Source organism: Paracoccus liaowanqingii (genome assembly GCF_004683865.2).
Lineage (GTDB): Bacteria > Pseudomonadota > Alphaproteobacteria > Rhodobacterales > Rhodobacteraceae > Paracoccus > Paracoccus liaowanqingii.
In genome coordinates this window covers 1,815,437-1,840,414 of sequence record NZ_CP038439.1, presented here as the reverse complement: position 1 = coordinate 1,840,414, position 24,978 = coordinate 1,815,437, and the positions used below count along the sequence as shown (strand labels likewise).

The 24,978-nt window shown below is 71.5% G+C and carries 21 protein-coding genes and 1 pseudogene; 14 read left to right on the top strand and 8 right to left on the bottom strand.

The features are described 5' to 3' along the window. The 3 genes from E4191_RS08920 to E4191_RS08910 all read left to right on the top strand — a co-directional run bounded on the left by E4191_RS08920 (position 1) and on the right by E4191_RS08910 (position 4,256). On the top strand, positions 1-441 hold the full coding sequence (locus E4191_RS08920; RefSeq protein WP_135313105.1) for a DUF2141 domain-containing protein: 441 nt from the start codon (positions 1-3) through the stop codon (positions 439-441). A gap of 69 nt (positions 442-510) precedes the next feature. After that, positions 511-1,632 carry a metallophosphoesterase family protein gene (locus tag E4191_RS08915; RefSeq protein WP_135313104.1) on the top strand — a complete coding sequence of 374 codons (1,122 nt, stop codon included), beginning with the start codon at positions 511-513 and terminating at the stop codon, positions 1,630-1,632. Further along, positions 1,629-4,256, top strand: coding sequence for an AAA family ATPase (locus E4191_RS08910; RefSeq protein ID WP_135313103.1), 2,628 nt, complete (start codon positions 1,629-1,631; stop codon positions 4,254-4,256). Before E4191_RS08915 ends, E4191_RS08910 begins: the two co-directional genes overlap by 4 nt. 4 nt (positions 4,257-4,260) lie before the next feature. On the opposite strand, the gene E4191_RS08905 is transcribed toward E4191_RS08910, so the two are convergent. Then, positions 4,261-5,151: a LysR substrate-binding domain-containing protein gene (locus E4191_RS08905; protein ID WP_135313102.1), complete on the bottom strand. Its 891-nt coding sequence runs from the start codon at positions 5,149-5,151 to the stop codon at positions 4,261-4,263. Between the two features lie 107 nt (positions 5,152-5,258). On the opposite strand from E4191_RS08905, the gene E4191_RS08900 reads away from it, so the two are divergent. Both E4191_RS08900 and E4191_RS08895 read left to right on the top strand, forming a co-directional pair. Next, entirely contained in the window at positions 5,259-6,467 is a 1,209-nt protein-coding gene (locus E4191_RS08900) for an acyl-CoA dehydrogenase (RefSeq protein ID WP_135313101.1), read from the top strand. Then, entirely contained in the window at positions 6,460-7,608 is a 1,149-nt protein-coding gene (locus E4191_RS08895) for a CaiB/BaiF CoA transferase family protein (protein ID WP_135313100.1), read from the top strand. Before E4191_RS08900 ends, E4191_RS08895 begins: the two co-directional genes overlap by 8 nt. 10 nt (positions 7,609-7,618) lie before the next feature. On the opposite strand, the gene E4191_RS08890 is transcribed toward E4191_RS08895, so the two are convergent. Genes E4191_RS08890 through ribA form a run of 5 tightly spaced genes read right to left on the bottom strand, consistent with a single transcriptional unit; the run spans position 7,619 to position 11,736 of the window. Continuing rightward, positions 7,619-8,455 (bottom strand): RibD family protein, encoded by an 837-nt coding sequence (locus tag E4191_RS08890; protein WP_135313099.1) that lies wholly within the window; start codon positions 8,453-8,455, stop codon positions 7,619-7,621. Positions 8,456-8,478: 23 nt separating this feature from the next. Then, complete coding sequence (locus E4191_RS08885) at positions 8,479-9,252, bottom strand: class I SAM-dependent methyltransferase (protein WP_135313098.1); 774 nt, start codon at positions 9,250-9,252, stop codon at positions 8,479-8,481. Positions 9,253-9,254: 2 nt separating this feature from the next. Next, positions 9,255-9,650: a 6-pyruvoyl trahydropterin synthase family protein gene (locus E4191_RS08880; protein ID WP_135313097.1), complete on the bottom strand. Its 396-nt coding sequence runs from the start codon at positions 9,648-9,650 to the stop codon at positions 9,255-9,257. Positions 9,651-9,667: 17 nt separating this feature from the next. Beyond that, on the bottom strand, positions 9,668-10,612 hold the full coding sequence (locus E4191_RS08875) for a zinc-dependent alcohol dehydrogenase (RefSeq protein WP_135313096.1): 945 nt from the start codon (positions 10,610-10,612) through the stop codon (positions 9,668-9,670). Beyond that, positions 10,609-11,736: a GTP cyclohydrolase II gene (ribA, locus tag E4191_RS08870; RefSeq protein ID WP_135313095.1), complete on the bottom strand. Its 1,128-nt coding sequence runs from the start codon at positions 11,734-11,736 to the stop codon at positions 10,609-10,611. Before ribA ends, E4191_RS08875 begins: the two co-directional genes overlap by 4 nt. Before the next feature lie 197 nt (positions 11,737-11,933). On the opposite strand from ribA, the gene E4191_RS08865 reads away from it, so the two are divergent. Beyond that, complete coding sequence (locus E4191_RS08865) at positions 11,934-12,665, top strand: FkbM family methyltransferase (protein ID WP_228461189.1); 732 nt, start codon at positions 11,934-11,936, stop codon at positions 12,663-12,665. Here E4191_RS08865 and E4191_RS08860 read toward each other — a convergent pair. Beyond that, positions 12,647-13,444 (bottom strand): inositol monophosphatase family protein, encoded by a 798-nt coding sequence (locus E4191_RS08860; protein WP_228461187.1) that lies wholly within the window; start codon positions 13,442-13,444, stop codon positions 12,647-12,649. The genes E4191_RS08865 and E4191_RS08860 overlap by 19 nt on opposite strands. 181 nt (positions 13,445-13,625) lie before the next feature. Here E4191_RS08860 and E4191_RS08855 point away from each other — a divergent pair, with 181 nt between their 5' ends. The 3 genes and pseudogenes from E4191_RS08855 to E4191_RS24550 all read left to right on the top strand — a co-directional run bounded on the left by E4191_RS08855 (position 13,626) and on the right by E4191_RS24550 (position 17,832). Beyond that, complete coding sequence (locus E4191_RS08855; RefSeq protein WP_176562674.1) at positions 13,626-14,729, top strand: efflux RND transporter periplasmic adaptor subunit; 1,104 nt, start codon at positions 13,626-13,628, stop codon at positions 14,727-14,729. Continuing rightward, a pseudogene (locus tag E4191_RS24555) lies at positions 14,726-16,600 on the top strand (efflux RND transporter permease subunit); the annotation flags it as partial. The gene E4191_RS08855 and the pseudogene E4191_RS24555, both read left to right, overlap by 4 nt. Then, positions 16,576-17,832 carry an efflux RND transporter permease subunit gene (locus E4191_RS24550; RefSeq protein ID WP_135313091.1) on the top strand — a complete coding sequence of 419 codons (1,257 nt, stop codon included), beginning with the start codon at positions 16,576-16,578 and terminating at the stop codon, positions 17,830-17,832. The pseudogene E4191_RS24555 and the gene E4191_RS24550, both read left to right, overlap by 25 nt. Positions 17,833-17,843: 11 nt before the next feature. Here the strand turns inward: E4191_RS24550 and E4191_RS08840 are convergent, their stop codons facing one another. After that, a complete protein-coding gene (locus E4191_RS08840; protein WP_176562673.1) occupies positions 17,844-18,479 on the bottom strand; it encodes a GntR family transcriptional regulator in 636 nt (211 codons plus the stop codon). Positions 18,480-18,569: 90 nt separating this feature from the next. On the opposite strand from E4191_RS08840, the gene E4191_RS08835 reads away from it, so the two are divergent. From E4191_RS08835 to E4191_RS08815, 5 genes are all read left to right on the top strand, one after another. Next, positions 18,570-20,147 carry a gamma-glutamyltransferase family protein gene (locus tag E4191_RS08835; RefSeq protein ID WP_135313089.1) on the top strand — a complete coding sequence of 526 codons (1,578 nt, stop codon included), beginning with the start codon at positions 18,570-18,572 and terminating at the stop codon, positions 20,145-20,147. A gap of 12 nt (positions 20,148-20,159) precedes the next feature. After that, positions 20,160-21,143 carry a bile acid:sodium symporter family protein gene (locus tag E4191_RS08830; RefSeq protein WP_135313088.1) on the top strand — a complete coding sequence of 328 codons (984 nt, stop codon included), beginning with the start codon at positions 20,160-20,162 and terminating at the stop codon, positions 21,141-21,143. Positions 21,144-21,245: 102 nt separating this feature from the next. Next, complete coding sequence (locus E4191_RS08825; RefSeq protein WP_135313087.1) at positions 21,246-21,776, top strand: 2Fe-2S iron-sulfur cluster-binding protein; 531 nt, start codon at positions 21,246-21,248, stop codon at positions 21,774-21,776. Beyond that, entirely contained in the window at positions 21,773-22,735 is a 963-nt protein-coding gene (locus E4191_RS08820; protein ID WP_135313086.1) for an FAD binding domain-containing protein, read from the top strand. The genes E4191_RS08825 and E4191_RS08820 overlap by 4 nt, the downstream gene beginning before the upstream one ends. After that, the gene (locus E4191_RS08815; protein WP_135313085.1) at positions 22,732-24,948 is read left to right on the top strand and encodes a xanthine dehydrogenase family protein molybdopterin-binding subunit; all 2,217 of its coding nucleotides are present in this window, start codon (positions 22,732-22,734) and stop codon (positions 24,946-24,948) included. The genes E4191_RS08820 and E4191_RS08815 overlap by 4 nt, the downstream gene beginning before the upstream one ends. Positions 24,949-24,978 lie beyond the last annotated feature (30 nt).

Below are 24,978 nucleotides of genomic sequence, written 5' to 3'. Positions count from 1 at the left end.
ATGGCCGCCCTCCGGCGCAGCGGGGCGCAGCGTCTCTGGGTGGCGCTGGCCGCCCTGCTGCTGCTGGCCGCGCCCGCATGGGCCGACCGGCTGGAGGTGCTGGTGACCGGCGTCCCCGACGACCGGGGCGTGGTGGCCTGCAGCCTGCACGGCGATCCGGGCGGCTTTCCCCAAGGCGTGCCGCTGGCCGCCGACCGGGTGCCGCCGCGCGGCGGGCAGGCGCGCTGCGTCTTTTCCGGCGTGGCGCCGGGCCGCTATGCGGTCGCGGTGATGCATGACGCGGATGCCGACGGGCGGCTTGGTACCAATGTCTTCGGCATCCCGACCGAGGGCTGGGGCGTGTCGGGCAACGCCGCGCCGCGCCTGCGGGCGCCGCGCTTCGACGAAAGCGCCTTCGACATGGGGCCGGACCCTGTGGGGCTGCAGGTCGTCCTGCGCTGACGCCGGGGTTTCGCCGCCGCGCGATCCATGGCAGCAAGCGGGGGACCTGACCGGAAAGGACCCGCCCGGATGCGCTTTCGCTGCCTGCACAGTTCCGACCTGCATCTGGGCAAGCCCTTCGGCGGCTATCCCGAGGGCATCCGCAACCGCCTGCGCGAGGCCCGCCACGGCGCCATCGGGCGGCTGGCGCAGGCCGCGCGGGATCACGGGGCCGGGGTCGTGCTGCTGGCGGGCGACAGCTTCGACGCCGAGACGCCCGCCCCCGACACGCTGCGCCAGGCCCTTCGCGCCATGGCCGAGGCCGTCGACATCCGCTGGATCCTGCTGCCGGGCAACCATGACAGCCTTGCCGCCTCGGAACTGTGGCGCCGCATCGGCGCGGACGGCCCGCCGAACCTGCAGCCGATCCTGAACCCCGAGCCGGTGGCTTTGGCCGAGGGCGTCTGGCTGCTGCCCGCGCCCTGCACGCAGCGCCGCGCGGGCCGCGACCTGACCGAAGCGATGGACGCGCCCACGCCCTCGGGCGCGCTGCGCATCGGGCTGGGCCACGGGCCGATCCTCGATTTCGACGAGGGCGGGGGCCGCGCGGGGATCATCCCGCCCGACCGGGCGGCGCGCTCGGGGCTGGACTATCTGGCGCTTGGCGACTGGCACGGGCAGATGCCCGTGGGGCCCGCCACCTGGTATTCCGGCACGCCCGAGGCGGACGGCTTCAAGCATGACACCCGCCCCGGCGCGCTGCTGGTCGATCTGGCGGGCCAAGGCGCGGCCCCGCAGGTGCAGCCGCTGCCCCTGGGCCAGTTCCGCTGGCTGCGCCCGCATCTGGACCTGTTGCCCGGCGATGCGGCGACGGACAGTCTGGACCGCGTCCTGCCCGCGGATGCCCGGCGCGACCATCTGGTCAGCCTGACCGCCTCGGGGCGGCTGGCCTTGGCGGATCGCGCCACGCTGGATGCCGCGCTGCAGGACCTGGCCCCGGATTTCGGCTGGTTCGGCGCCGACCTGTCGGCCCTGCAGGTCGAGGCGCGGCCCGACGATCTGGACCTGATCGACCGTGCCGGTGCCCTGCGCCACGCCGCCGAGGCGCTGCTGTCGGACAGCCAGGCGCCGCAGCTGTCGCAGGCCGACCGCGACATCGCGGCGGCGGCGCTGTCGCGCCTCTACAGCTTCGCGCAGGAGGTGCAGGCATGAAGCTGCGCGGGATCGAGCTGACCAATGTCCGCCGCTTCGCCGGGCGCCGGGCCATCCTGTCGGATCTGGGCGACGGCGTCACCGTGCTGTCCGAGCCCAACGAGTTCGGCAAGTCCACCTTCTTCGACGCGCTGCATGCGCTGTTCTTCGAACGCCATCGCAGCAGCCGGGCGCCGGTCAAGGCGCTGCAGCCCCATGCCGGGGGCGCCCCCGAGATCTCGGCCGAGATCGAGCTGCCCGAGGGCCGCTTCCGCCTGCACAAGCGCTTCCTGTCGCGCCCGCAGGCCCGCGTCACAGACGCGGAGGGCCGCCTGATCGCGCAGGAGGACGAGGCCGAGGCCTGGATCGACCGGCTGATGGGCGGCGATCTGGCGGGCCCCTCGGGCCTGCTCTGGGTGCGGCAGGGATTGCTGGGGCTGGAGCCCGAGGGCGCCAGCGCGGACGAGCGGCGCGAACGCGAGCGCGGCCTTGGCGCGCGGCGCGAGCTGCTGTCCTCGGTCGCTGGAGAGATCGACATGATGACCGGGGGGCGGCGCATGGATCTGGTGCTGGCGCGCGTCACGGACGAGATGGCGCGGCTGGCCACCGCCACGGGCCGGCCCCGGGCGGGCGGCGAATGGGCCCGCGCCATCGAGGAGGCGGCGACGCTGGCACAGGCCGAGGCCGAGGCGCAGGACAAGGCGCAGCGCCTGTCGGGCGACCTGACGCGCCGGGCCGAGGTGCAGCGGCGTCTGGCGCGGCTGTCCGATCCGCAGGCGGCCCGGCTGCGGGCGCAGGCGCTGGCCGAGGCACAGGCCGCCCATCAGGCCGCCCGTGCCCATGCCGACCGTACCCAGCAGGCCGAGCGCGACCTGAAGCTGGCGCAACTGGACGAGGCGGGCGCGCGGGCGCGCATCGATCAGGTGCAGCAGCTGACCCTGCGCCTGGATCAGGCCCGCGCGGCCCGGGCCGAGGCCGAGGCCCGCGCCGCCTCCCTGCAGGCGCGCGCCGAGGATCTGGCGCAGCGCGACCGCCGCGCCGCCGCGGATCTGCAGGCCGCGGCCCAGGCCACGCGTGCCAGCCGGGCGCGTCTGGCCGTGGCGCAGCGCGCTCGGCTGGCCCAGGCCGCCCGGTCCCGCGCCGCCGACCTGACCCGCAGCCTGGAGCGGGCCGAGGCCCTGCAGGCGCAGATGCAGGCGGACCGCGCGGAACGTGCGCGCCTGACCGTCACCCCCAAGGCGATGGCGGCGCTGGAGGCCGCGCAGACGGCGCTGGACCGCGCGCAGGCCCGGGCCGAGGCGCAGGCGGTCTGCATCGAGGCGCTGCCGGACGGTCCCCCGGCGACCTGGCCCGATGGCGCGCCGCTCGGGCCCGGGATGGTGCCGGTGATGGCGCGGACGCGGCTGGACCTGCCGGGCTTCGGCGTGCTGATCGTGGATCCCGGCCTGGGGCAGGGGGCGGTTGCCGCCGTGGCGCAGGCGCAGGACGCGCTGGACCGGGCGCTGGCCCAGTGCGGGGCGGCGGACCTGCCCGAGGCGCGGCGCCAGCTGGCCTTGGCACAACGGCTGGACGACGCCACCCGGCAGGGCGCGCAGACGCTGGAGGGGCTGGCCCCCGAGGGGTTGGAGACGCTGCGCACCGCCTGCGCCACCGCTTTGGCCGAGGCCGACAGCGCCCCCGCGGAGGCCGAGGACCCTGCGCCGCTGGAACGCGAGCTGGCCGCCACCGAGGCCGCCGAAGCCGAGGCGCAGGCCACCGCGCGCGGCGCCCACGAGGCCGCCATCGCCGCCGGAGAGGCCCGTGCCGATGGCGAGGGCGAACGCCGATCCGCCGAGCGGGCGCTGGCCGAGATGCAGGACGAGGCGGGCGCGCCCGAGGATCTGGCCGCCCGGCTGCAGGCGCTGCAGGCTGACCTGCCCGGCCTGTCCGCCCGCCACGCGGCGGCGGCCCTTCAGGTGCAGGACCTGGCGGCCTCGGCCCCCGACCTGACCACCGCCGAGGCCGCCCTGACCCGCGCCGCCAGCGCCGCCGAGCAGGCCCGCCGGGATCTGGAGGGGCTGCGCGAGGAGCTGGCCGCGCTGAACATGCGCATCGAGATCCTGGCCGAGGAGGGCATCGAGGAGCTGCGCGACGACGTGACCGGCCGCCGCATCACGGCCCAGGCCCGGGCCGCGCGCTTCGAGGCCGAGATGGCGGCGCTGACCCGCCTGCGTACGGCGCTGGACCAGGCCCGCAGCCGCCAGCGCGACGCCTATTTCCGGCCCGTGCTGCGCGAATTGCAGCCGCTGCTGGCGATCCTGCATCCGGGTGCGGCGCTGCAGATCGACGATGACAGCCTGCTGCCCCATGCGATGACCCGCGACGGCCAGGCCGAGACGCTGGACATCCTGTCGGGCGGCACGCGCGAGCAGGTGGCGATCCTGACCCGGCTGGCCTTCGCGCGGCTGTTCGCGCAGGCGGGTCGACCGGTGCCGGTGATCCTGGACGACGCGCTGGTCCATACCGACGACGACCGGATCGAGGCGATGTTCACCGCCCTGCACCGGGTGGCCGCCGACCAGCAGGTGCTGGTCCTGACCTGCCGCCAGCGGGCCTTCGAGAGCCTGGGCGGCGCGCGGGCGCAGGTGCGCATCGAAGCGGTGTGAGGCGTCAGTCCTGCGCGACCTGCGCCTCGATCCAGGCGCGGAAGCGGGTAAAGGCCGGGTCGCCCTGCCGCCGGTCGGGCCAGGCCAGCCAATAGGCGCCCTCGCCCGGGACGGCGGGGCGCAGGATCGGGACCAGCCGCCCCTCGTCGATCTCGGGCTGCGCCAGATAGCTGGGCAGCAGCGCCACCCCCAGGCCCGAGATCGCCGCCTGGATCATCATCGAGAACTGGTCCATCACCATCCCCGACACCGCCACGTCCGCGCCGCCCTGCGCCGCGACCCAGGCCTGCCAGCCCGAGGGGCGCGTCTCCAGCTGCAGCATCGCAAGCCCGGCCATGTCGGCGGGGGCGGCGATCTGGTGCCGGGCCAGGAAGGCGGGCGAGGCGCAGGCGGTCAGCCGTTCGTCGAACAGCTTGACGTGATGCGCGTCCGGCCAGTCGGGCTGGCCGAAATAAATCACCGCATCAAAGGCTTCGCTGGCAAAGCTGAAGCGCTGGATCTTGGTCGACAGGTTGATCGAGATGCCCGGATTGTCCGCCAGGAACTGCCCGATGCGCGGCGCCAGCCAGCGCGTGGCGAAGGTGGGCAGCACCGACAGCGACAGCACGCCCCCGCCGGGATTGGCGATCAGCCCCATGCTGGCGCGCTGGATCAGGTCCAGCCCTTGCGTGACCGAGGCCGCATAGACCGCCGCCTCGGCCGTGGGGGTCAGGCGCTTGCGGTCGCGGGTGAACAGCGGCTTGCCCAGCTGCCGCTCCAGCGAGGCGACCAGCCGGCTGACGGTGCTTTGCGTCAGGTGCAGCTCGTCCGCCGCCGCCGTGACCGAGGCGTGGCGCATCACCGCCTCGAAGGCGATCAGCTGGGACAGCGAGGGCAGAAACCGGCGTTGGCGCATACGATCATTCATAGAATGCATGATGCCATGAGGAAATAGGGTTTTTCGGGGGGCGCCGGATCGGATAGGCTGTGCCGAACAGTCACCCGATGCAGGAAGGCGCCATCATGCTGGACAAGACCACCGTGGACCACAAGGGCACCACCTTTGCCTGGGAGGATCCGTTCTTGCTGGACGACCAGCTGGAAGAGGACGAGCGGATGATCCGCGAGACCGCCGCCTCCTTCGCCGCCGACAAGCTGGCCCCGCGCGTGCAGGCGGCCTATCTGAACGAGCAGACCGACCCCGAGATCTTTGCCGAGATGGGCGCCAGCGGGTTGCTGGGCGTCACCATCCCTGAGGAATACGGCGGGGTGGGCGCGTCCTACGTGGCCTATGGTCTGGTCGCGCGCGAGGTCGAGCGGATCGACAGCGGCTATCGCAGCATGATGTCGGTGCAGTCGAGCCTGGTGATGTTCCCGATCCATGCCTACGGATCCGAGGAACAGCGGATGAAATACCTGCCCAAGCTGGCCTCGGGCGAATGGATCGGCTGCTTCGGCCTGACCGAGCCCGATGCCGGGTCCGACCCCGCCGGCATGAAGACCCGCGCCGTCAAGACCGAGGGCGGCTATGTGCTGAACGGTGCCAAGATGTGGATCTCGAACAGCCCGATCGCGGATGTCTTCGTGATCTGGGCCAAGTCGGACGCGCATGGCGGCAAGATCCGCGGCTTCGTGCTGGAAAAGGGCATGAAGGGCCTGTCGGCGCCCAAGATCGGCGGCAAGCTGTCCCTGCGTGCCTCGATCACCGGCGAGATCGTGATGGAGAATGTCGAGGTCGGCGAGGATGCCCTGCTGCCCAATGTCAGCGGCATGAGCGGGCCCTTCGGCTGCCTCAACCGCGCGCGCTATGGCATCAGCTGGGGCGTGATGGGGGCGGCCGAGGATTGCTGGTTCCGCGCGCATCGCTATGGCATGGACCGCAAGCAGTTCAACCGTCCGCTGGCCGCCACGCAGCTCTACCAGAAGAAGCTGGCCGACATGCAGACCGAGATCGCCTTGGGCCTGCAGGCGTCCCTGCGCGTGGGTCGGCTGATGGACGAGGGCCGCTTCGCGCCCGAGATGATCTCGCTGATCAAGCGCAACAATTGCGGCAAGGCGCTGGACATCGCGCGGATGGCCCGCGACATGCATGGCGGCAACGGCATCCAGATCGAATACCATGTGATGCGGCATTCGCAGAACCTGGAGACCGTGAACACCTACGAGGGCACCCATGACGTGCATGCCCTGATCCTGGGTCGGGCGCAGACCGGGCTGGCGGCCTTTGGCTGAGGGGCCTCTGGCGGGCCTCAAGGTCGTCGAGCTGGCCCGCATCCTGGCCGGTCCCTGGATCGGCCAGACCCTGGCCGATCTGGGGGCGCAGGTCATCAAGGTCGAGGCGCCCGAGGGCGACGACACCCGCCGGTGGGGGCCTCCGTTCATCGACCGCCCCCGCGCGGACGGCACGGTGGAGACGGTCGCGGCCTATTTCCACGCCACCAATCGCGGCAAGACCAGCGTCACCTGCGACTTCAACGATGCGGGCGATCTGGCGCGGCTGCGGGACCTGATCGACGGCGCCGACGTGGTGATCGAGAACTTCAAGCAAGGCGGGCTGGCGCGGTTTGGGCTGGATTATGCCAGCGTCTCGGCGCGCAATCCGGGGCTGGTCTATGCCTCGGTCACGGGCTTCGGGCAGACCGGGCCGCGCGCCCGACAGCCGGGCTATGATTTCCTGATCCAGGGCATGGGCGGGATCATGGAGCTGACCGGCGATCCTGCGGGCGAGCCGCAGAAGGTCGGCGTGGCCTGGATCGACGTCTTCACCGGGCTTTACGGCGTGATCGGCATCCAGGCGGCGCTGGCGGAACGGGTGCGGTCGGGGCGGGGGCAGCAGGTCGATCTGGCGCTGTTCGACTGCGCGATTGGCGTGCTGGCCAATCAGGCGGCCAATCACCTGCTGGGCGGGGTCGAGCCCGCGCGGCTTGGCAATGCCCATCCCAATATCGTGCCCTATCAGGTCTTTCCGGCGTCGGACGGGCATCTGATCGTCGCCTGCGGCAATGACCGCCAGTTCCGGTCGCTGTGCCTGGCGCTGGACCTTCCCGATCTGGCGCAGGATCCGGCGCTGGCCACCAATGCCCTGCGCGTGGCGGGGCGCGAGGCGCTGTGCGCGACCCTAGCCGAGGCCACGGCCCGACGCAGCCGCGGCGACCTGATCGCGGCGCTGACGCAGGCGGGGGTGCCGGCGGGGCCGATCAACCGGGTGTCAGAGGCGCTGTCCGATCCGCAGGCAGGGGCGCGAGGCATGGTCGTGGCGCCCGAGGGGATTGCGGGGCTGCGCACGCCGATCACCCTGTCGCGCAGCCCGACCGTGGCCGACGGCGCCGCCCCCGCCCTGGGCGAAGGGCGCTGGTCCTTCGATCCGGCCTGAGGTCGCGGCCCTAGTTCGCAGCGGTGACCTGCGCCAGCGGCGCCGCATCATGCAGCGGCAGCGCCGCGTGGCTGGCCCGGTCCCCAAGCGCGCAGTCGAAGACGATGTCCGTGCCCATGCCGAAGACCCGCATCTCGGGGCGCAGCGCGTCCTTCAGCCGGTCCACGGGGGACAGGCTGGTCAGGCCCTGCGGTCCCGCCCCGATGATCAGCGGCGCGACCGAGACCTGCAGCCGGTCCAAGAGCCCGGCCTCGAGGAACCCGGTGATGGTCAGCCCGCCGCCCTCGATCAGCAGCGATCCCAGCCCCATGCCGCGCAGGCCCTCCAGGATCTGCGCGGGGTCCAGCCGTCCATCGGGGCTAGGCAGGCGCAGGATCTCGATGCCCGGGGCGCGGGGGCGGTCGGTGCCGGTCACGACGATGCGGCGCGCGCCGTCCGCCGCCAGCACCAGCGCGTCGTCGGGCAGGCGTCCGCGCGGATCGATGACAATGCGCGCGGGGTTGGCGCCGCTGCACAGCCGCACCGTCAGGCGGGGCTGGTCGTGCAGCGCCGTCCTGACGCCGATCACCACGCCGTCGACCAGCGCGCGCAGCCGGTGCAGATGCGCCAGCCCCTCGGGGCCCGACACGTCGCGCGCATCGCCCGAGGCGGTGGCCACGCGCCCGTCCAGCGACTGCCCGATCTGCGCCAGCGTCACCGCCCCCAGATCGCGCCGCGCCACCGGACCGTAGAGGTCCAGCGCGGCGCGCTCGCCGGGCGAGAAGCGCCCGCAGCAGGCGCAGGCCATGCCGTTGCGGACCGACAGGATGCGGTCCCAGACCCGGGGGGTGACGTCGACGACCTGCATGGCTCCTCTCCTCTCTGGTCCGGTCAGGTCTGCCGCGCGGGCAGCGCCAGCAGATCGCGATGGCCGATGACGCACAGGCTGCCCTCGGCAGCGGCGGCGCGGCGGTCGCCCCATGCGGCGGCACCTGTCGCGCCCATCTCGGCGGCGGCGCCGGCGATCCCCTCCAGCAGCGCGCGCTGCAGGGGGGCAGTGTCGGCATCCAGGCGCCACGGGCTGTCGCCCTCGGTCACGCGAAAGCCTGCGGCGGCGAAGATCGCGGCGGCGCGGGTGGCGGCATCGGGGCCAAGCGCGGGGCCCAGGCCCTTGTCCCCGCGCTGGTGGTCGTTGAAGGCGCGGGTGATCTGGGCGTCCTCGGGAAAGGCCGGATCCCAGGTCATCACGCCGTCATAGGACAGCGCGCCATAGAAGGGCAGGCCGGCCTTGGCCAGATGCGCGGCCAGCGCCGCGATCCAGGGGGCGGGCATCAGGTCCAGCAGCGCCGAGGCGGTGACCAGCGTCACCCCCTCGAACAGCAGGGCGTCCAGATCGCGCAGGTCCAGCGCATGGGTGTCAGCCCGGCCCGGCGCTTCGGTCGCGGCCCGCTCCAGCAAGGCAGGGTCGTTGTCGACCAGATGCCAGCGCGCATGGGCGGGCAGGTGCGGGGCCAGCGTGCGCAGAGTCGATCCCGTGCCGCAACCCAGATCCAGGATCACCGGATCCGCCCCGGCCGCCGCGACGGCACCCGCCAGCAGCCCGGCATCGCGGGCGGCGATGTCGGCGGGTTCGCGCAGCGCCAGCCAGTCGGCGGAAAAGCCCATGACTAGAGGTCCCCCTCGAACCAGGCGCGGGCCATGTGGCTTTCGTGCAGAAGGATGCGCAGCTTCTTCACGCGCCCGCCATCGGACAGCCCACCCGCGCGCACCTTCTCGGCCATCCGGTCGAAGATATGCTTGCACAGGAATTCGGTCGTGGTCATTTTTCCCGCGAATTCAGGGATCTCGTCGAGGTTCTTGTAGCGAAGTGGAGCCAGCGTCTCGGCCAGCGCCTCGGTGGCCAGACCGATATCGACGACCAGGCTCTCATGGTCCATCTCTTCGGCGAAGAAGGCGGCGTCGACCGTGAAGGTCGCGCCGTGCATCCCCTGCGCGGGCCCGAAGGTGGGCGAGGGGAAGGAATGGGCGATCATGATATGGTCTCGGACTTCGACGGCGAACATGGGGACTCCTGATAAGGTCAGTAACGGATACGGTGGCACAGCGTGCCAGGATCGGCGAGGATGCCGGGATAGGCGGCGGGCAGGTCGGTAAAATCGCTCTCGCCCGAGATCAGCGCGTCCAGCCGGTCATCCGCCAGCAGGTCCAGCGCCACCGCCAGGCGGCGGCGATAGGTCCAGCGGGGCGCGCGGTCGGGCGGGATGGTCCCCACCTGAGAGCTGACGATCTTCAAGCGGCGGCTGTGGAAGGCCCCGCCCAGGGGCAGCGCGATCTGGGCCGCGCCATGCCAGCTGGCCTCGGTGATCTGGGCCTGCGACCCGGCCAGCGACAGGGCCAGGGTCAGCCCGGCCTCGGTCGCGCTGGTGTGGATGACGACGTCCTGATCTTCGGGCGCATCCTCGGGTGCGGCATGGGCGCAGCCCAAGGCCTGCGCCAGCGGGGCGCGGTCGGTCTGCGGATCAATGACAGTGACATTTGCGCCGGGCAGGCGGGCGGCCAGGCTGGCGACCAGCAAGCCCACCAGCCCGCCGCCGATCACGGCGATCCGGTCGCCCGCACCTGCGCCGCTGTCCCACAGGATGGTCAGCGCGGTTTCCATGTTCGCCGCCAGTACGGCCCGTTCAGGGGCCAGCGCCTGCGGCAGCGGGGTCAGCGCCGCCTCGGGCAGGCGGAATTCGGTCTGGTGGGGATGAAGGGCGAAGACATGCCGCCCCTGCAGCGCGCCCTCGGTGACAAGACCCACGGCGGCATAGCCGTATTTCACCGGGAAGGGGAAATCCCCCTCCTGATAGGGCGCGCGCATGCGGTCATGTTCGCTGGCGGGAACGCGGCCCGACAGGACCAGCCGTTCTGTCCCCCGGCTGATGCCGGAGAACAGCGTGCGGACATGCACGCCCTCGCCCATCGCGCCGGGGCGGGTCTGGACCTCGCCCGGCCCGGTGCACCACAGGGCGGGGGCGCTCATGCGAGCAAGTGCCCGGACTTGCGGGCCTTGGTGTCCAGATAGCGGGTGTTGTCGGGGCCGCGCCCGATCTTCAGCGGCACGCGCTCGGCCACCACGATGCCCTCGTCGGCCAGCCGGGCGATCTTGGCGGGGTTGTTGGTCATCAGCCGGACCTGGCCGATCCCCATCTGCCGCAGCAGGGCGGCGCCGGTGCGGAAATCGCGCTCGTCATCCTCGAAGCCAAGGCGGTGGTTCGCCTCGACCGTGTCCAAGCCCTGATCCTGCAGGCTGTAGGCGCGCATCTTGTTGGCAAGCCCGATGCCGCGCCCCTCTTGGTTCAGATACAGAAGGATGCCCGCGCCCTCGGCCTCCATCGCGGCCAGGGCGGCCTGCAGTTGCGGGCCGCAGTCGCATTTCAGCGACCCCAGCACGTCGCCGGTGAAGCAGGCGGAATGCAGGCGAACCAGCACGGGGCTGGCGCGGTCGGGCTGGCCGACCTCGACCACGTAATGCTCGGCCCCGCCATCGGGGGCACGGAAGACATGCAGGCGCCCGTTGCGCGCCGCCAGCATCGGCACGCGGGCGTTCGAGATCGGGCGCGGATCGCGCGGCAGTTGCAGCTGCGTCAGCGCATCGGCGGCGGGCAGGATGCACAGGTCATGGCGCAGGGCGGTGGCGATGACGTCGGGGCCGGTGGCGACCAGTGCGGCGGGCAGCAGCTCGGCCGCCTTGACCAACCGGATCGCGGCGCGGTGCAGCATGTCGGGCGCACGCTGCGACGCCTGCGGCAGGGCACCGGAGGGGGGCATGCCGTGCGAGGGATCGGCCAGCGCCTGGATCCATTCCAGACGGGCGCCGGGCGGCACGGGCAGCAGCGCCACCTCGCCCTCGTGAGGGCGATGGCGCAGCGCCTCGGCCCGACGCGAGGTCACGACCAGCTGGCAGTCGTCACCACGCTCGGCAAAGCGTTCGGGGGAGAGTGTCTCGACGGGATAGACCATCGCGGGACCCTCGGCGCCGGTCAGCACGACCGGCAGGCCAAGCCGCAGGTCCGAGACCATCCGGGCCACGCGTTCCGACAAGCGAAGGGCCAGAGGATCCCCGCCCAAGGCGGTCATGGGAGAGGCGGGCGGAAATGCTTTCATAGGTCAACCTTCGGCCCACAAACTGGACTTTTGTAAATGTTCCAACGTTGGCAGTCACGTAACAGTTCCTGAAAGGTTGCAGGGCCGTGGCACGATGTCGCAATGATTTCAATGGTCCCGCAGCGACCTCATTGTCATCTGGACGTCGCGTCTCGGCATGCCATAGTCTTGCGTTCGGGTTCAACGGAGGTTTCCCCATGCAGTTGCGCGCCACTCTGGGGCTGATCCGGTCGCTGGCCATCTACTACAATCCGTGGCGGCGCCGGCAGCTGCACGCCTTCTACGCGGGGATCCTGGCGCCCGGCGCGCTGGCCTTCGACATCGGCGCCCATGTCGGCAGCCGGGCGCGGGCGATGCGGGCTGCGGGCGCCCGCGTGGTGGCCTGCGAGCCGCAGCAGCCCTTCGCGGGCTTCCTGCGCCGCAGCCTGCCGCGCGACATCATCCTGGTGGAAAAGGCCGTGGGCCCGTCCGAGACGGTGGCGCGGATGTCGGTCTCCTCGCTGCATCCCACGGTGTCCTCGCTCAGCACCAGCTTCACCGGCGAGGCAGCCTCCAAGCCGGGCTTCGGCCATGTGCGGTGGGACAGCAGCCAGGAGGTGCAGGTGACCACGATGGACCGGCTGATCGCCGATCACGGCCTGCCCGATTTCGTCAAGATCGACGTCGAGGGGTTCGAACTGGACGTGCTGGCAGGCCTGGGCCAGCCGCTGCCGCTGTTGTCGGTGGAGTACCTGCCGGCCTTCATCGACCGCACGCTGGCGGTGATCGACCGGCTGGAGGGGCTGGGCCGCTACAGCTTCAACCCGGTCGCGGGCGAGGAGGGGCAGTTCCTCTGGGCGGAGTGGCGGGGCCCCGAGGCCGCGCGGGACTGGCTGCGCGGGCTGGACGCCCAGGGGGGCTCGGGCGACCTTTACGCGCGGCTGACCTGAACAGGCGCGCGCAGGGCTGTGGCGAAGGCGTCGAACAGGGCCGGGCTGGCCGCGATGACGGTGCCGCTGTCCTCGGGGCGTTCGGCCGGGGTCCAGCCCTCGACCCGGGCACCCGCCTCTCGCAGCAGCACAAGGCCCGCGGCGATGTCCCAGGGGCGCAGGCGGCGTTCCCAGAACCCGTCCAGCCGTCCCGCCGCGACATAGGCCAGATCCAGCGCCGCAGCCCCCATCCGCCGCACCCCCGCCGATTGCGGCAGGATCCGCGTCAGATCGCCGGCATGATCGTCGATATGGGGCATGTCGCCGAAGGGAAGGCCGGTGCCATAAAGCGCCGCATCGAAGCCCGGCGGCGGGGCAGGGGTCAGGGGCACGCCGTTCAGATGCAGCCCGCCGCCGATCCGGGCGCTGAAGGTCTCGTCCTTCAAGGGGTCGTGGACGACGCCCAGCACCAGCCGCCCGTCCTCCTCCAGCGCGATGGACACCGCCCAATGCGCGATGCCGCGCAGGAAATTCGTGGTGCCGTCCAGCGGATCGACGATCCAGCGCCGCGCGCCGGGGCGGGCTTCGGTCTCCTCGCCCAGCCAACCGTCGGTCGGGGAGGGGCCCAGCAGCCGGTCGCGCAGCAGCGCCTCGGCACCAAGGTCGGCCTGCGACACGAAGTCGCCCTGCCGCTTGGCGTCGATCCGGAGCGCGCCGCGGTCGGCCCATGCGGCGCGCAGCCCCTCTCCGGCCTCGCGGGCGGCGGCGATGGCCAGGGTCAGATCGTCTTGCGTGCCCACGGGCGGTCCTTTCGACAGGTCGGGCATAGCTGCCCGGCAGCGCGGCACAGGGGCCGCAAGGGTCGGGCCACACGGGATTATCAGTTGCGGCCCGCGCCCGATCGGGCAATCTGCCCGCAGCCATGGAATTCGGCAAGCCCGCGCGGGTCGATTTCCGCCACCCCACCGGAGGTCTTCGACCATGCGCTTTCTCAAGGCGGTCATCGGGGCCATCGTCATCATCGGTGCCGGTGTGCTGGGTCTGACCCTGTCCGACCGGCTTCTGGCCGCCCCCGACACGCAGGTGCGCGGCGGCGACGGCGTCCGCGCGCCGGTCCCGGTCGAGACGGTGCCGGTGCGGCTGGAGCGATTCGTCGACAGCGTCCGCGCCGTGGGCACCGCCCGCGCCCGGCGCGCGGTCGACCTGATGCCCGAGGCCAGCGGCCGCATCACCCGTATCGGATTTCGTCCCGGCGCCCGCGTCGAGCAGGGCGCCGTGCTGCTGGAACTTGACGACCGCGCGCAGCAGGCCGACCTGGCCGCCGCCGAGGCGACGCTGGCCGAGGCCGAGGCCGCCTTCGATCGCCAAGAACAGCTGAACCGCACCGGCAACGCCTCGGACGCCGCCTTCCAGACCGCTCGCGCCGCGCTGCTGCGCGCCGAGGCCGAGCGGGACCGCGCTCAGGTCCAGCTGGACGACCGCCGCCTGCGCGCGCCCTTCGCGGGCGTGATCGGACTGACCGATCTGGTCGAGGGGCAGATGCTGGACAGCGGCACCCCCATCGCCTCGCTGGACGACCTGGACATGATCGAGGTCGATTTCGCCGTTCCCGAACAGCTGCTGCCGCGCCTGGCTGAGGAACAGGAGGTGCGGCTGCGCTCCTCGGCCTGGCCCGACCGGGTGTTCCAGGCCCGGCTCAGCCTGATCGACACGCGGGTCGACGCGGCCACCCGGTCCATCGCGCTGCGGGCCGAGATGCCCAATGCCGACCGCGCGCTGGCGGGCGGCATGTTCCTGCAGGTCGAGCTGGTCCTGGATCAGGGCGACCGCCCCGCCGTTCCCGAAGCCTCGATCAGCGTCGAGGGCCCCGTCCACCGCGTGCTGGTCCTGCAGGACGGGCAGGCGGCCTGGGCCGAGATCGAGGTGGGCCAGCAGGCCGACGGGCTGATCGAGGTGCTGGGCGGCATCGAGGTCGGCACCCAGATCATCGTGTCGAACCTGCACCGGGTCGAGCCCGGCACCGCCGTCGAGGCCACACCCCGGGTCGACCGCACCGCCGTCGCGCAGCCGGGGACGGGCGGATGAGCCTTCCCGACTTCGCCCTGCGCCGCCCGGTCTTCGCCACGGTCATGAACCTGCTGATCGTGCTGATCGGCGCCGTCGCCGTCACCCGCCTTCCGGTCCGCGAGCTGCCCTCGGTCGAGGCGGCCGAGGTGACGGTGCGCGTCGACTATACCGGCGCCGCCCCCGATGTCGTCGACAACCAGCTGGCCAGCGTGATCGAGGGCAGCCTTGCCGGCGTCAGCGGCGTGACCGCCATGCAGACGAATTCCGACCGGGGCGGCATGCGCACCCGGCTGACCTTCGACACCTCGCGCGACATCGACGCCGCCGCCAACGACGTGCGCGCCGCCGTGGACCGGGTGCTGAACGACCTGCCGGACGGGGCGGGCACGCCGCGCGTCGAGAAGAACGACGACGAGGGCGATCCGGTCATCCGCATCAGCATGTCCAGCCTGTCGATGACGCCGCTGGAGCTGTCGGACTACGCCAGCCGCTTCATCACCGACCGGCTGGCACGGCTGCCGGGCGTGGCCAATGCCTCGATCTTCGGGGAACGCGCGCCGTCCATGCGGATCTGGCTGGATCAGTCGCGCATGGCCGCCTATGGCATCACCACCGGCGACATCATCTCGGCCCTGCAGGCCAACAATGTCGAACTGCCTGCCGGCCAGATCGAGACCGGCGCCCGGCAGCTGCAGGTGCTGGCGCAGACGCGCTTCACCAGCGCCGCCGTCTTCGGCCAGGTCGTGCTGCGCGACGAGGGCGGGCGCCCGCTGCGCCTGTCCGATGTCGCCCGCATCGAGGAGGGTGCCGAGGAGACCGACACCATCTATCGCGCGAACGGCGTGATCGCCCTGGGCCTGGGCGTGCAGCCGCAGGCGCAGTCGAACACCGTCGCCATCTCGACCGCCGTGCGCGAGGAGCTGGACCGCATCCGCCCGACCCTGCCCGACGGCATGCAGATGCGCATCACCACCGACGAGGCGGTGTTCATCGAAAGTTCGATCTCGCAGGTGATCAAGGTCTTTGCCGAAGCCGTGGTGCTGGTCACCGCCGTGATCTTCCTGTTCCTCGGCTCGTTCCGGCTGTCGCTGGTGCCGGTGGTGACGATTCCCATCTCGGCGCTCGGCTCGCTGCTGGTGATGCTGTTTCTGGGTTTCTCCATCAACATCCTGACTTTGTTCGCCTTGATCCTGGCCATCGGTCTGGTCGTCGACGATGCCATCGTGGTGCTGGAGAACATCCAGCGCCACCGCGCGATGGGCGCCAGCCGGGCCGAGGCGGCGCGGCGCGGCGCCGGTCAGGTCAGCTTTGCCGTCATCGCCACCACCGCCGTGCTGATCGCCGTCTTCCTGCCGGTCAGCTTCATGGAGGGCGAGCTGGGCCAGCTGTTCGCGGAATTCGGCATCGTGATGGCCGTCGCGGTCGCCGTGTCGGGCTTTGTCGCGCTGACCCTGTCGCCGGTGCTGGCGGCGCGGGTGATGCCGCGCGAGGATCGCCCCAACCTGCTGACCCGCAGCGTCAACCGGGTGATCGGCTGGCTGGAGCGCGGCTACGACCGGGTCCTGGGCCATCTGATCGCGCATCCGGTGGCCATTCTGGCGCTGACCGTCTTCACCGTCGCGGGCGCCGTGTCGGTCTATCAGGCGCTGCCGCGCCAGCTGACCCCGGACGAGGACCGGGGCGGGTTCCGCATCGTGCTGAATTCGCCGCAGGGCTCGAACCTGGACTATACCGATGCCGCCACCCGCCGGGTCGAGGCGATGCTGGACGAGCTGCGCGCGGAGGGGGTCGTGGACAACGCGACCTCGATCGTGGGCATCTGGGGTGACACGCGCCGGTCGCTGATCTTCGTGACGCTGGTGCCGTGGGACGACCGCGAGGTCGGCGTGGACGACGTGATCGCCGGCCTGCGCCCGCGTCTGGATGCGCTGACCGAAGTGTCCAGCTCGATCCGGCCCTCGGGGGCCTGGGTCTGGGTGGCGGCAGCGGCAGCATCAGCTGGTCCATCGGCGGCCCCGATCTGGAACGCGCCGCCCTGTGGGCCGAGGATGTGGCCGCCCGTCTGGCCGATGCGCCGGGCCTGTCGGGGATCGAGGTCGACTATGCCGCCAACCAGCCGGGCGCCTCGCTGTCCATCGATCGCACCCGCGCGCAGGACCTGGGGCTGGACAGCGAGACGGTGGCGCAGACCCTGCAGGTGCTGTTCGCCTCGCGCACGGTCGGCGAATACAGCAGCGACGGGCGGCAATATCCCGTCATCCTGCAGGCCGCCGCCGAGGATCGCGATTCGGTGCAGGACATGCTGTCGGTGATGATCCGCAACACGCGCGGCGACCTGATCCCGCTCTCGGCCTTCGCCGAGATCGCGACCGGCGCCACGGTGCCCGAGATCAACCGCTACGACCGCCTGATCTCGGTCGAGACCGAGGCCGATCTGGTCGAGGGCACCGATCTGGCCCGCGCCATCGCCACCGTCGAGGCCGCCGCGGTGGACCTGCCTGCGGGGGCGCTGCTGGTCTGGCGCGGACAGGCCGCCGACTATCAGGACAACCAGGGCGGCGTCGCCACGGTCTTCGCCATGGCGCTGATGATCGTGTTCCTAGTGCTGGCCGCGCAGTTCGAAAGCTTCCGCACGCCGCTGACCATCATGCTGACCGTGCCCCTGGGTCTGGCCGGGGCGGTGGCGACGCTGTGGCTGACGGGGGCCTCGGTCAACATCTTCTCGCAGGTGGGGATGATCCTGCTGATCGGGATCATGGCCAAGAACGGCATCCTGATCGTCGAATTCGCCAACCAGCTGCGCGAGGAGGGCCGCGATCTGGTCTCGGCCGCGCGGGAAGGGGCGGTGACGCGCCTGCGCCCGGTCCTGATGACCACCATTGCCACCGTGCTGGGCGCGGTGCCGCTGGCCACGGCCTCGGGCGCGGGGGCCGAAAGCCGCCGCGCCATCGGGGCGGTGATCGTGGGCGGGCTGTCGCTGGCCTTCATCCTGACGCTGCTGCTGACGCCGGTCATCTACGTGCTGATCGAGCGGATCGGGCGCCGGGGCGATGCCGTCGACGCGGCATCCGACCCGCAGCCCGCAGGTCCGCGGCAAGCGGCGCCCCAGCCTGCCGAATAGGCGCGGGGCGGTCAGTCCCGCGCCGCCAGCATCTCCAGGATCACGCCGAGGGCGGCGCCCATATGCGCCCGCATGGCGCCTGCCGCGCCGTCCGCATCGCGGGCGGTGATGGCCGCCAGAATGGCGCGATGTTCGGCGCGCGAGGCGTCGACGCGCTCGGCCCGCGCCTCGAACTGGGCGTTGCGCCAGGGCAGGCTGCGGCGGTTCAGATCCTCCAGTACCTCGGCCAGCACGTCATTGCCCGCCCCCTGCCGCAGGATCTGGTGAAAGCGCATGTTCAGCCCGGCATAATCGGCATCGGGCGCGTCGGCGCGCTCCAGCACCCCGGCCAGCATCGCGTGATCGGCGGGGGTCATGCGCAGGGCTGCCATGCCGGCGCACAAGGCTTCCAGTTCCGCCAGCGCCTCGAACAGGTGGCGCAGCGCCTCGGTGGACATGCGGCGCACGGCGAAGGCGCGGCGCGGGCCGCGTTCGACCAGCCCCTCGGCGGCCAGACGCTGCAGGGCCTCGCGCACGGGCGTCCGCGACAGGCCGAACTGCCCGGCCAGCGCCGTCTCGGCCAAGGCATCGCCGGGGCGCAGACCACCGGCCACGATCTGCGCGGACAGCGTGGCATGGATCTGATCGGCCGAGCGGGGGGCGGACATGGGCATTTCCATCAATTGTATTCCGGACGTCCTCACCTGTATACATGTCGCCAGACACTCACCACCGATTCCGTCACCTCCGGAGAGCCCATGACCCGTTTCGATTTCCTGTCGGGCCGCCGCGCGCCCAGCTATGGGGCCCGTGCCATGATCGCGACCTCGCACCCGCTGGCCAGTGCGGCGGGCCTGGCGGTTCTGGCCGAGGGGGGCAATGCGGTCGATGCCGCCATCGCCGCCAGCACGGTGCAGGCGGTGGCCGATCCGCTGATGACCGGGATCGGCGGCGACTGCTTCGCGCTCTACGCCCCGGCGGGGGGCGCGGTGCGGGCGCTGAACGGATCGGGCCGCGCCCCTGCCGCCGCCAGCGTCGCGGCACTGCAGGCGGCGGGGCTGACCGACCACATCCCGCAGACCAGCCCCCATGCCGTGACGGTGCCCGGCGCGATCTCGGCCTGGTGCCGGCTGCATGCCGATCTGGGATCTCTGCCCCTGTCGCGGCTGTTCCGCGATGCCATCGGCTATGCCCGGGACGGCTATCCCGTCACCCCCCGCGTGGCGCAGGACTGGGCCGATGCCGCCGCGCTGATCGGCGGCGATCCCCATGCGGCGGCGGTCTTCCTGCCCGCCCCGGCGGCGGGGGCGCGTCATGCCCAGCCCCTGCTGGCCGACCGGCTGGAGGAGATCGCGGCGCAGGGTGCGGCGGGCTTTTATCAGGGCGACACCGCCGCGCAGATGGTCGCGCATCTGGCGTCCCTTGGCGGGCTGCACACGGAACGGGATTTCGCCGAGGCCACCGAGGGCGCCGAATGGGTCGCGCCGATCAGCGCCAGCTATCGCGGCTTCGAGGTGCATGAATGTCCGCCGAACGGGCAGGGGGTGGCGGCGCTGCTGATCCTGAAGATCCTCGAGGGCTTCGACATGGCTGCCCTGTCGCCCGCCGACCGCATCCATGTCGAGGCCGAGGCGACCAAGCTGGCCTATCACCACCGCGACGCGCTGCTGGGCGATCCCGACCACTGCCCCGGCCTGGCCGAGGCGCTGCTGTCGGACCCCGCCATCGCCGCGCTGCGGGGCCGCATCGACATGGCCCGCGCGCAGCCTCCGGTGCTGTGGGACGAGCCCGAGCACAAGGACACCATCTATCTGTGCGTCGTGGATGCCGAGGGCAACGCGATCTCGTTCATCAACTCGATCTTTCACGGCTTCGGATCGGGGCGGCTGGATCCCGCGACCGGAGTGCTGTTTCACAGCCGGGGCGCGTCCTTCTGGCTGATCCCGGGCCATCCCAACGCCATCGGGCCCCGCAAGCGGCCCATGCACACGATCATCCCCGGCATGGTCACCCAAGGGGGCCGCGCGGTCATGCCCTTCGGCGTGATGGGCGGGCAGTACCAGGCCACCGGCCACGCGGCCTTCCTGTCGGCGGTGATCGACCGGGGCCTGTCCCTGCAGGCGGCGATGGACGAGCCGCGCAGCTTCGCGACCGAGGGCGTGCTGCAGGTCGAACCGACGATGCCGCAGGACATCTGCGACGATCTGGCCGCGCGGGGCCATGTCATCAAGCGCCTGGCTGGCCCGATGGGCGGCGCGCAGGCGATCCGGATGTCGGACGGCCTGCTGGAGGGCGGATCGGACAGTCGCAAGGATGGCATGGCCATCGGATTCTGAAGGGTAACCACGATGAGACGCTTTCTGGGACGGATCGGGATCGACAGCTACATGCTGATGCTGCTGGGCACGGTCCTGCTGGGGCTGGTCCTGCCCGCGCGCGGGGTCGCGGCCGAGGGGCTGGGGCAGGTCACCTACTGGGCGGTGGCGCTGCTGTTCTTCCTCTATGGCGCCAAGCTGGACCCGGCCTCCGTCAAGGCGGGGATGCTGAACTGGCGGCTGCAGGGGCTGACCTTCGGATCGACCTATCTGGTCATCCCCGCTTTGGGTCTGGGCTTCGCTGCCGTCTTCGGCGGGATCCTGGGGCCGCAGGTGACGATGGGGGTGGTCTTCCTGGCGGTCCTGCCCTCGACGATCCAGAGCTCGATCGCCTTCGTGTCGATGTCGGGGGGCAACGTGCCTGCCGCCATCTGCGCGGCCTCGCTGTCCAATCTGGTGGGCGTGGTGCTGACGCCCGCGCTGGTCGCGCTGCTGCAGCAGGCGGGCGAGGGGGGCGTCAGCCTGGACGCGGTGATCCGCATCGGCACGCAGATCCTGCTGCCCTTCGTGCTGGGCCAGATCCTGCGCCCCTGGGTCGGGCATTTCGTGCGCACCCGCAAGCGGCTGACGTTGGTCGTGGACCGGGGCGCGATTCTGCTGATCGTCTATTCGGCCTTCAGCGCGGGCACCGTCTCGGGCCTCTGGGCCGAGATCCCGCCCGTCAGCCTGATCGTGCTGATCGCGGTGATGCTGGCGATGCTGGTGGTGGTCTTCGCGCTGATCGGGGGCTTGGGCCGGCTTTGCAAGCTGCCGCCCGAGGACCGGTCGGTCCTGTTCTTCTGCGGCTCGACGAAAAGCCTGGCCTCGGGCCTGCCCATCGCGGCGGCGCTGTTTCCGTTCGAGACGGTGGGGGCCACGGTGCTGCCGGTGCTGATCTATCATATGGCGCAGCTTCTGATCTGCGCGATGATCGCGCAGCGCCATGCGCGGGCGGCGCAGACGGCGCTGGTGTCGTGACCCCGCCGTCGGCCTGACGGGGGAAAGATAGGCCCCCCGTCAGGGAACCGCGTCTGCCGGGTCACGTTGCCCCTGACCCAGCAAGCGGTTCAAGGAGCCCCCATGGCACATCGCCCCGCAGCCAGGTTGTCCATCAATGGCCAATCCCAAGACTTCCAAGGCGATCCCCGCCGCACCCTGCTCGATTTCCTGCGTCTCGACCTGGGCCTGACCGGCACCAAGAAGGGCTGCGACCACGGTCAATGCGGCGCCTGCACGGTCATCGTGAACGGTCGCCGGATCAATTCCTGCCTGTCCCTGGCCGCCATGCATGACGGCGACGAGATCACCACCATCGAAGGTCTGGGCACGCCCGAGGCGCTGTCGACCCTGCAGAAGGCCTTCGTGGCCCATGACGGCTTCCAGTGCGGCTATTGCACGCCGGGCCAGATCTGTTCCGCCGCCGCCATGATCGACGAGATCCGCGCGGGCTGGCCCAGTGCGGTCAGCGACGATCCCACCGCCGCGCCCGCCCCCATCGACGATGCCGAGATCCGCGAACGGATGAGCGGCAACCTGTGCCGCTGCGGGGCCTATGACAACATCGTCTCGGCCATCCGCGAGGCGATGGCCGCCGAAGAGGTGGCCCAATGAAGGCGTTTGACTATAGCCGGGCCGAGGCCACCGCCGATGCCGTGGGCCAGTCCGCCCGCCTGATCGCCGGCGGCACGAACCTGCTGGACCTGATGAAGCTGGAGGTCGAGACGCCCGAGGCGCTGCTGGACATCACCCGCATCGGCCTGAACGCCATCGACGCCGAGGGCGAGGGCCTGCGCATCGGCGCGCTGGTCAGCAATTCGGACGCCGCCGCCGATCCGCGCATCCGCCGCGACTGGCCGCTGCTGTCCGCCGCCATCCTGGCCGGGGCCAGCCCGCAGCTGCGCAACAAGGCCACGATGGGCGGCAACCTGTGCCAGCGCACGCGCTGCGGCTATTTCATGGACAACCGCTCGGCCTGCAACAAGCGCGAGCCGGGCTCGGGCTGCGCGGCCATCGGCGGCGTGAACCGCAACCATGCGATCCAGGGCGCCTCGGCCGACTGCATTGCCACCTATCCCGGCGACATGGCCGTGGCCCTGTCGGCGCTGCAGGCGGTCGTGCATACCGAACGCCCCGAGGGCACGCGCGAGATCCCGATGCGGCATTTCCACCGCCTGCCGGGCGACACGCCCCAGCAGGACAACCATCTGGAGCCGGGCGAGGTCATCACCTCGATCAGCCTGCCCGCGCCCTTGGGCGGACGGCAGATCTATCGCAAGGTGCGCGACCGGGCCTCCTATGCCTTCGCGCTGGTCTCGGTCGCCGCGGCGCTGCGGATGGAGGAGGGGCGCATCGCCTCGGTCCATCTGGCCTTCGGCGGCGTGGCGCATACGCCCTGGACGAACGACCATGTGGACGCGCTGCTGACCGGCGAGCGTCCCTCGCCCGCGCTGTTCGACAAGGCCGCCGACCTGCTCTTGGAAGACGCGCAGGGCCAGGGCCACAACGATTTCAAGATCCCGCTGCTGCGCCGCACCCTTGCGGCCGTGCTGGCGGAAGCCACGGGGGAATGACCATGAGCGATACCTATGACACCCCCGATACCCGCGACATGCTGGACCGCACCCGCCAGGGCGTGATCGGCAAGCCGCTGGACCGTCCCGAGGGCGGGCTGAAGGTGGCCGGTCAGGCGACCTATGCCGCCGAATATGCCCGCGAGGGCTGCGCCGAGGGTGTGCTGGTCGGGGCGACCATCAGCACGGGCCGCGCGACCGCGATCCACAAGGACGAGGTTCTGGCGATGCCCGGCGTGCTGGGCGTCTATGCCGCCCCGCAGATGCTGCGCCGTCCGGCGCAGGGTACGGCGGGCGAGGCGCCCTTGCAGGACCCGTCGCGCGTCGATTACCCGTTGCAGCCCGTGGCGCTGGTCGTGGCCGAGACCTTCGAGCAGGCCACCACCGCCGCCAAGGCGCTGCGCATCGACTATGACGATGCCTCGACCTCGGCCCGCTTCCTGCCGACGCACGAGACCGCCGAGGCGGCCAAGGAGCCGGTGACGGCGGGCGATCTGGAGGCCGCGCTGCGCGACGCCGCCCATGTCATCGACGCGAACTTCACCACGCCCGGACACGCCAGCGCGGCGATGGAGCCGCATGCGGCGATCGCGGAATGGGACGGGGACGACCTGACCCTGTGGGGCAGCTTGCAGATGATCGCCTTCAACGTGGCCGAACTGGCCGACAGCCTGGGCATCGATCCCGAACATGTTCGGATCCTGTCGCCCTATGTCGGCGGCGGGTTCGGGTCCAAGCTGGGGATCTCGCACGAGGCCGTCGCGGCCTCGCTGGCGGCGCGCGAGCTGGGCCGTCCGGTGCGCGTGGTCATGAGCCGCCAGCAGGTGTTCCAGTCGATCATGCGCCGGTCGGAAACCGTCCAGCGCATCCGTCTTGGCGCCGGGGCCGATGGCCGCCTGACCGCCTTCGGTCACGAGGCGCTGGTGTCGAACCTGCCCGAGGAGTCCTTCTCGGAGCCCGTCACGCAGGCCTCGGAATTCCTCTATGCCGGCGACAACCGCCTGCTGGCGGTGCGCAAGTCCGACATCACCCGCCTGACCGCCGGATCCGTCCGGGCGCCCGGCGAGGCCGTGGGGATGCAGGCGCTGGAGGTGGCGATGGACGAGCTGGCCATCGCCTTGGACATGGACCCGGTGGAACTGCGCAAGCGCAACCTGCCCGAGACGGTCCCGGGAGAGGGCACGCCCTATTCCTCGCGCCGTCTGGTCGAGTCGCTGGATGCCGGGGCCGCGGCCTTTGGCTGGGACCAGCGCAGCCCCACCCCCTGCGCACGGCGCGAGGGCGAATGGTGGATCGGCATGGGCATGTCCTCGGCCGCCCGCGTCAACATCCTCGCCAAGGCCGAGGCGCGCGTGACCCTGACGGCCCAAGGCCATGTCGTGGTCGAGACGGATCACACCGACATCGGCACCGGCAGCTATGCGATCTTCGGCCAGATCGCGGCCGAGATGCTGGGCCAGCCCATCGAGCGCACCACGGTCAAGCTAGGCGACAGCCTGCTGCCCGCAGGCTCGGGCTCGGGCGGCAGCTGGGGGGCCTCGTCGACCGGATCGGCGGTCTTCTACGCCTGCGAGGCGATCCGCGCGACCCTGGCGCAGGCGCTTGGCTGCAGCGCGGACGACCTGATCCTGCAGGACGGCAAGGCCTGGGCCGAGGGCGTGGAGGCACGCCCCGTCACCGACCTGCTGACCGAGGATCTGACCCGCACCGGCAGGATCGAGCCGGGCGAGCTGATGGAGAAGGTCAACCAGTCCACCTATGGCGCCTTCTTCTGCGAGGTCGCGGTCAATGCCTTCACCGGCGAGACTCGGCTGCGGCGCATGACCGGGGCCTTCGGTTTCGGCCGGGTGCTGAACGCCAAGACCGCGCGGTCGCAATGCATCGGCGGCATGGTCTGGGGCATCGGCAGCGCGCTGACCGAGGAGCTGTCCTTTGACACCCGCGACGGCCATCTGGTGAACCACGATCTGGCGGAATACCACGTGCCGGTCCATGCCGACATCCCGCCGATGGAGGTGATCCTGCTGGAGGAGCGCGATGCCGACGCATCCCCCCTGCAGTCCAAGGGCGTGGGCGAGCTGGGCATCTGCGGCGCGGCGGGCGCGATCGCCAACGCGATCTACAACGCCTGCGGTGTGCGGCTGCGCGACTTCCCGATGACGCCGGACAAGCTGCTGGCCGACCTGCCCGATCCCTTCGCCCCCGCCGCCTGAGGATCGTCCCCTGACCCAAAGCACCCGGGC

Coding starts and splice junctions, on each gene's coding strand:
- E4191_RS08920 (WP_135313105.1), top strand. CDS start 1: ATGGCCGCCCTCCGGCGCAGCGGGGCGCAGCGTCTCTGGGTGGCGCTG.
- E4191_RS08885 (WP_135313098.1), bottom strand. CDS start 9,252: ATGGGCTTTTCCGCCGACTGGCTGGCGCTGCGCGAACCCGCCGACATC.
- E4191_RS08865 (WP_228461189.1), top strand. CDS start 11,934: ATGCAGTTGCGCGCCACTCTGGGGCTGATCCGGTCGCTGGCCATCTAC.
- E4191_RS08825 (WP_135313087.1), top strand. CDS start 21,246: ATGGCACATCGCCCCGCAGCCAGGTTGTCCATCAATGGCCAATCCCAA.
- E4191_RS08875 (WP_135313096.1), bottom strand. CDS start 10,612: ATGAGCGCCCCCGCCCTGTGGTGCACCGGGCCGGGCGAGGTCCAGACC.
- ribA (WP_135313095.1), bottom strand. CDS start 11,736: ATGAAAGCATTTCCGCCCGCCTCTCCCATGACCGCCTTGGGCGGGGAT.
- E4191_RS08815 (WP_135313085.1), top strand. CDS start 22,732: ATGACCATGAGCGATACCTATGACACCCCCGATACCCGCGACATGCTG.
- E4191_RS08835 (WP_135313089.1), top strand. CDS start 18,570: ATGACCCGTTTCGATTTCCTGTCGGGCCGCCGCGCGCCCAGCTATGGG.
- E4191_RS08915 (WP_135313104.1), top strand. CDS start 511: ATGCGCTTTCGCTGCCTGCACAGTTCCGACCTGCATCTGGGCAAGCCC.
- E4191_RS08910 (WP_135313103.1), top strand. CDS start 1,629: ATGAAGCTGCGCGGGATCGAGCTGACCAATGTCCGCCGCTTCGCCGGG.
- E4191_RS08890 (WP_135313099.1), bottom strand. CDS start 8,455: ATGCAGGTCGTCGACGTCACCCCCCGGGTCTGGGACCGCATCCTGTCG.
- E4191_RS08840 (WP_176562673.1), bottom strand. CDS start 18,479: ATGTCCGCCCCCCGCTCGGCCGATCAGATCCATGCCACGCTGTCCGCG.
- E4191_RS08820 (WP_135313086.1), top strand. CDS start 21,773: ATGAAGGCGTTTGACTATAGCCGGGCCGAGGCCACCGCCGATGCCGTG.
- E4191_RS08900 (WP_135313101.1), top strand. CDS start 5,259: ATGCTGGACAAGACCACCGTGGACCACAAGGGCACCACCTTTGCCTGG.
- E4191_RS08905 (WP_135313102.1), bottom strand. CDS start 5,151: ATGCGCCAACGCCGGTTTCTGCCCTCGCTGTCCCAGCTGATCGCCTTC.
- E4191_RS08830 (WP_135313088.1), top strand. CDS start 20,160: ATGAGACGCTTTCTGGGACGGATCGGGATCGACAGCTACATGCTGATG.
- E4191_RS08855 (WP_176562674.1), top strand. CDS start 13,626: ATGCGCTTTCTCAAGGCGGTCATCGGGGCCATCGTCATCATCGGTGCC.
- E4191_RS08880 (WP_135313097.1), bottom strand. CDS start 9,650: ATGTTCGCCGTCGAAGTCCGAGACCATATCATGATCGCCCATTCCTTC.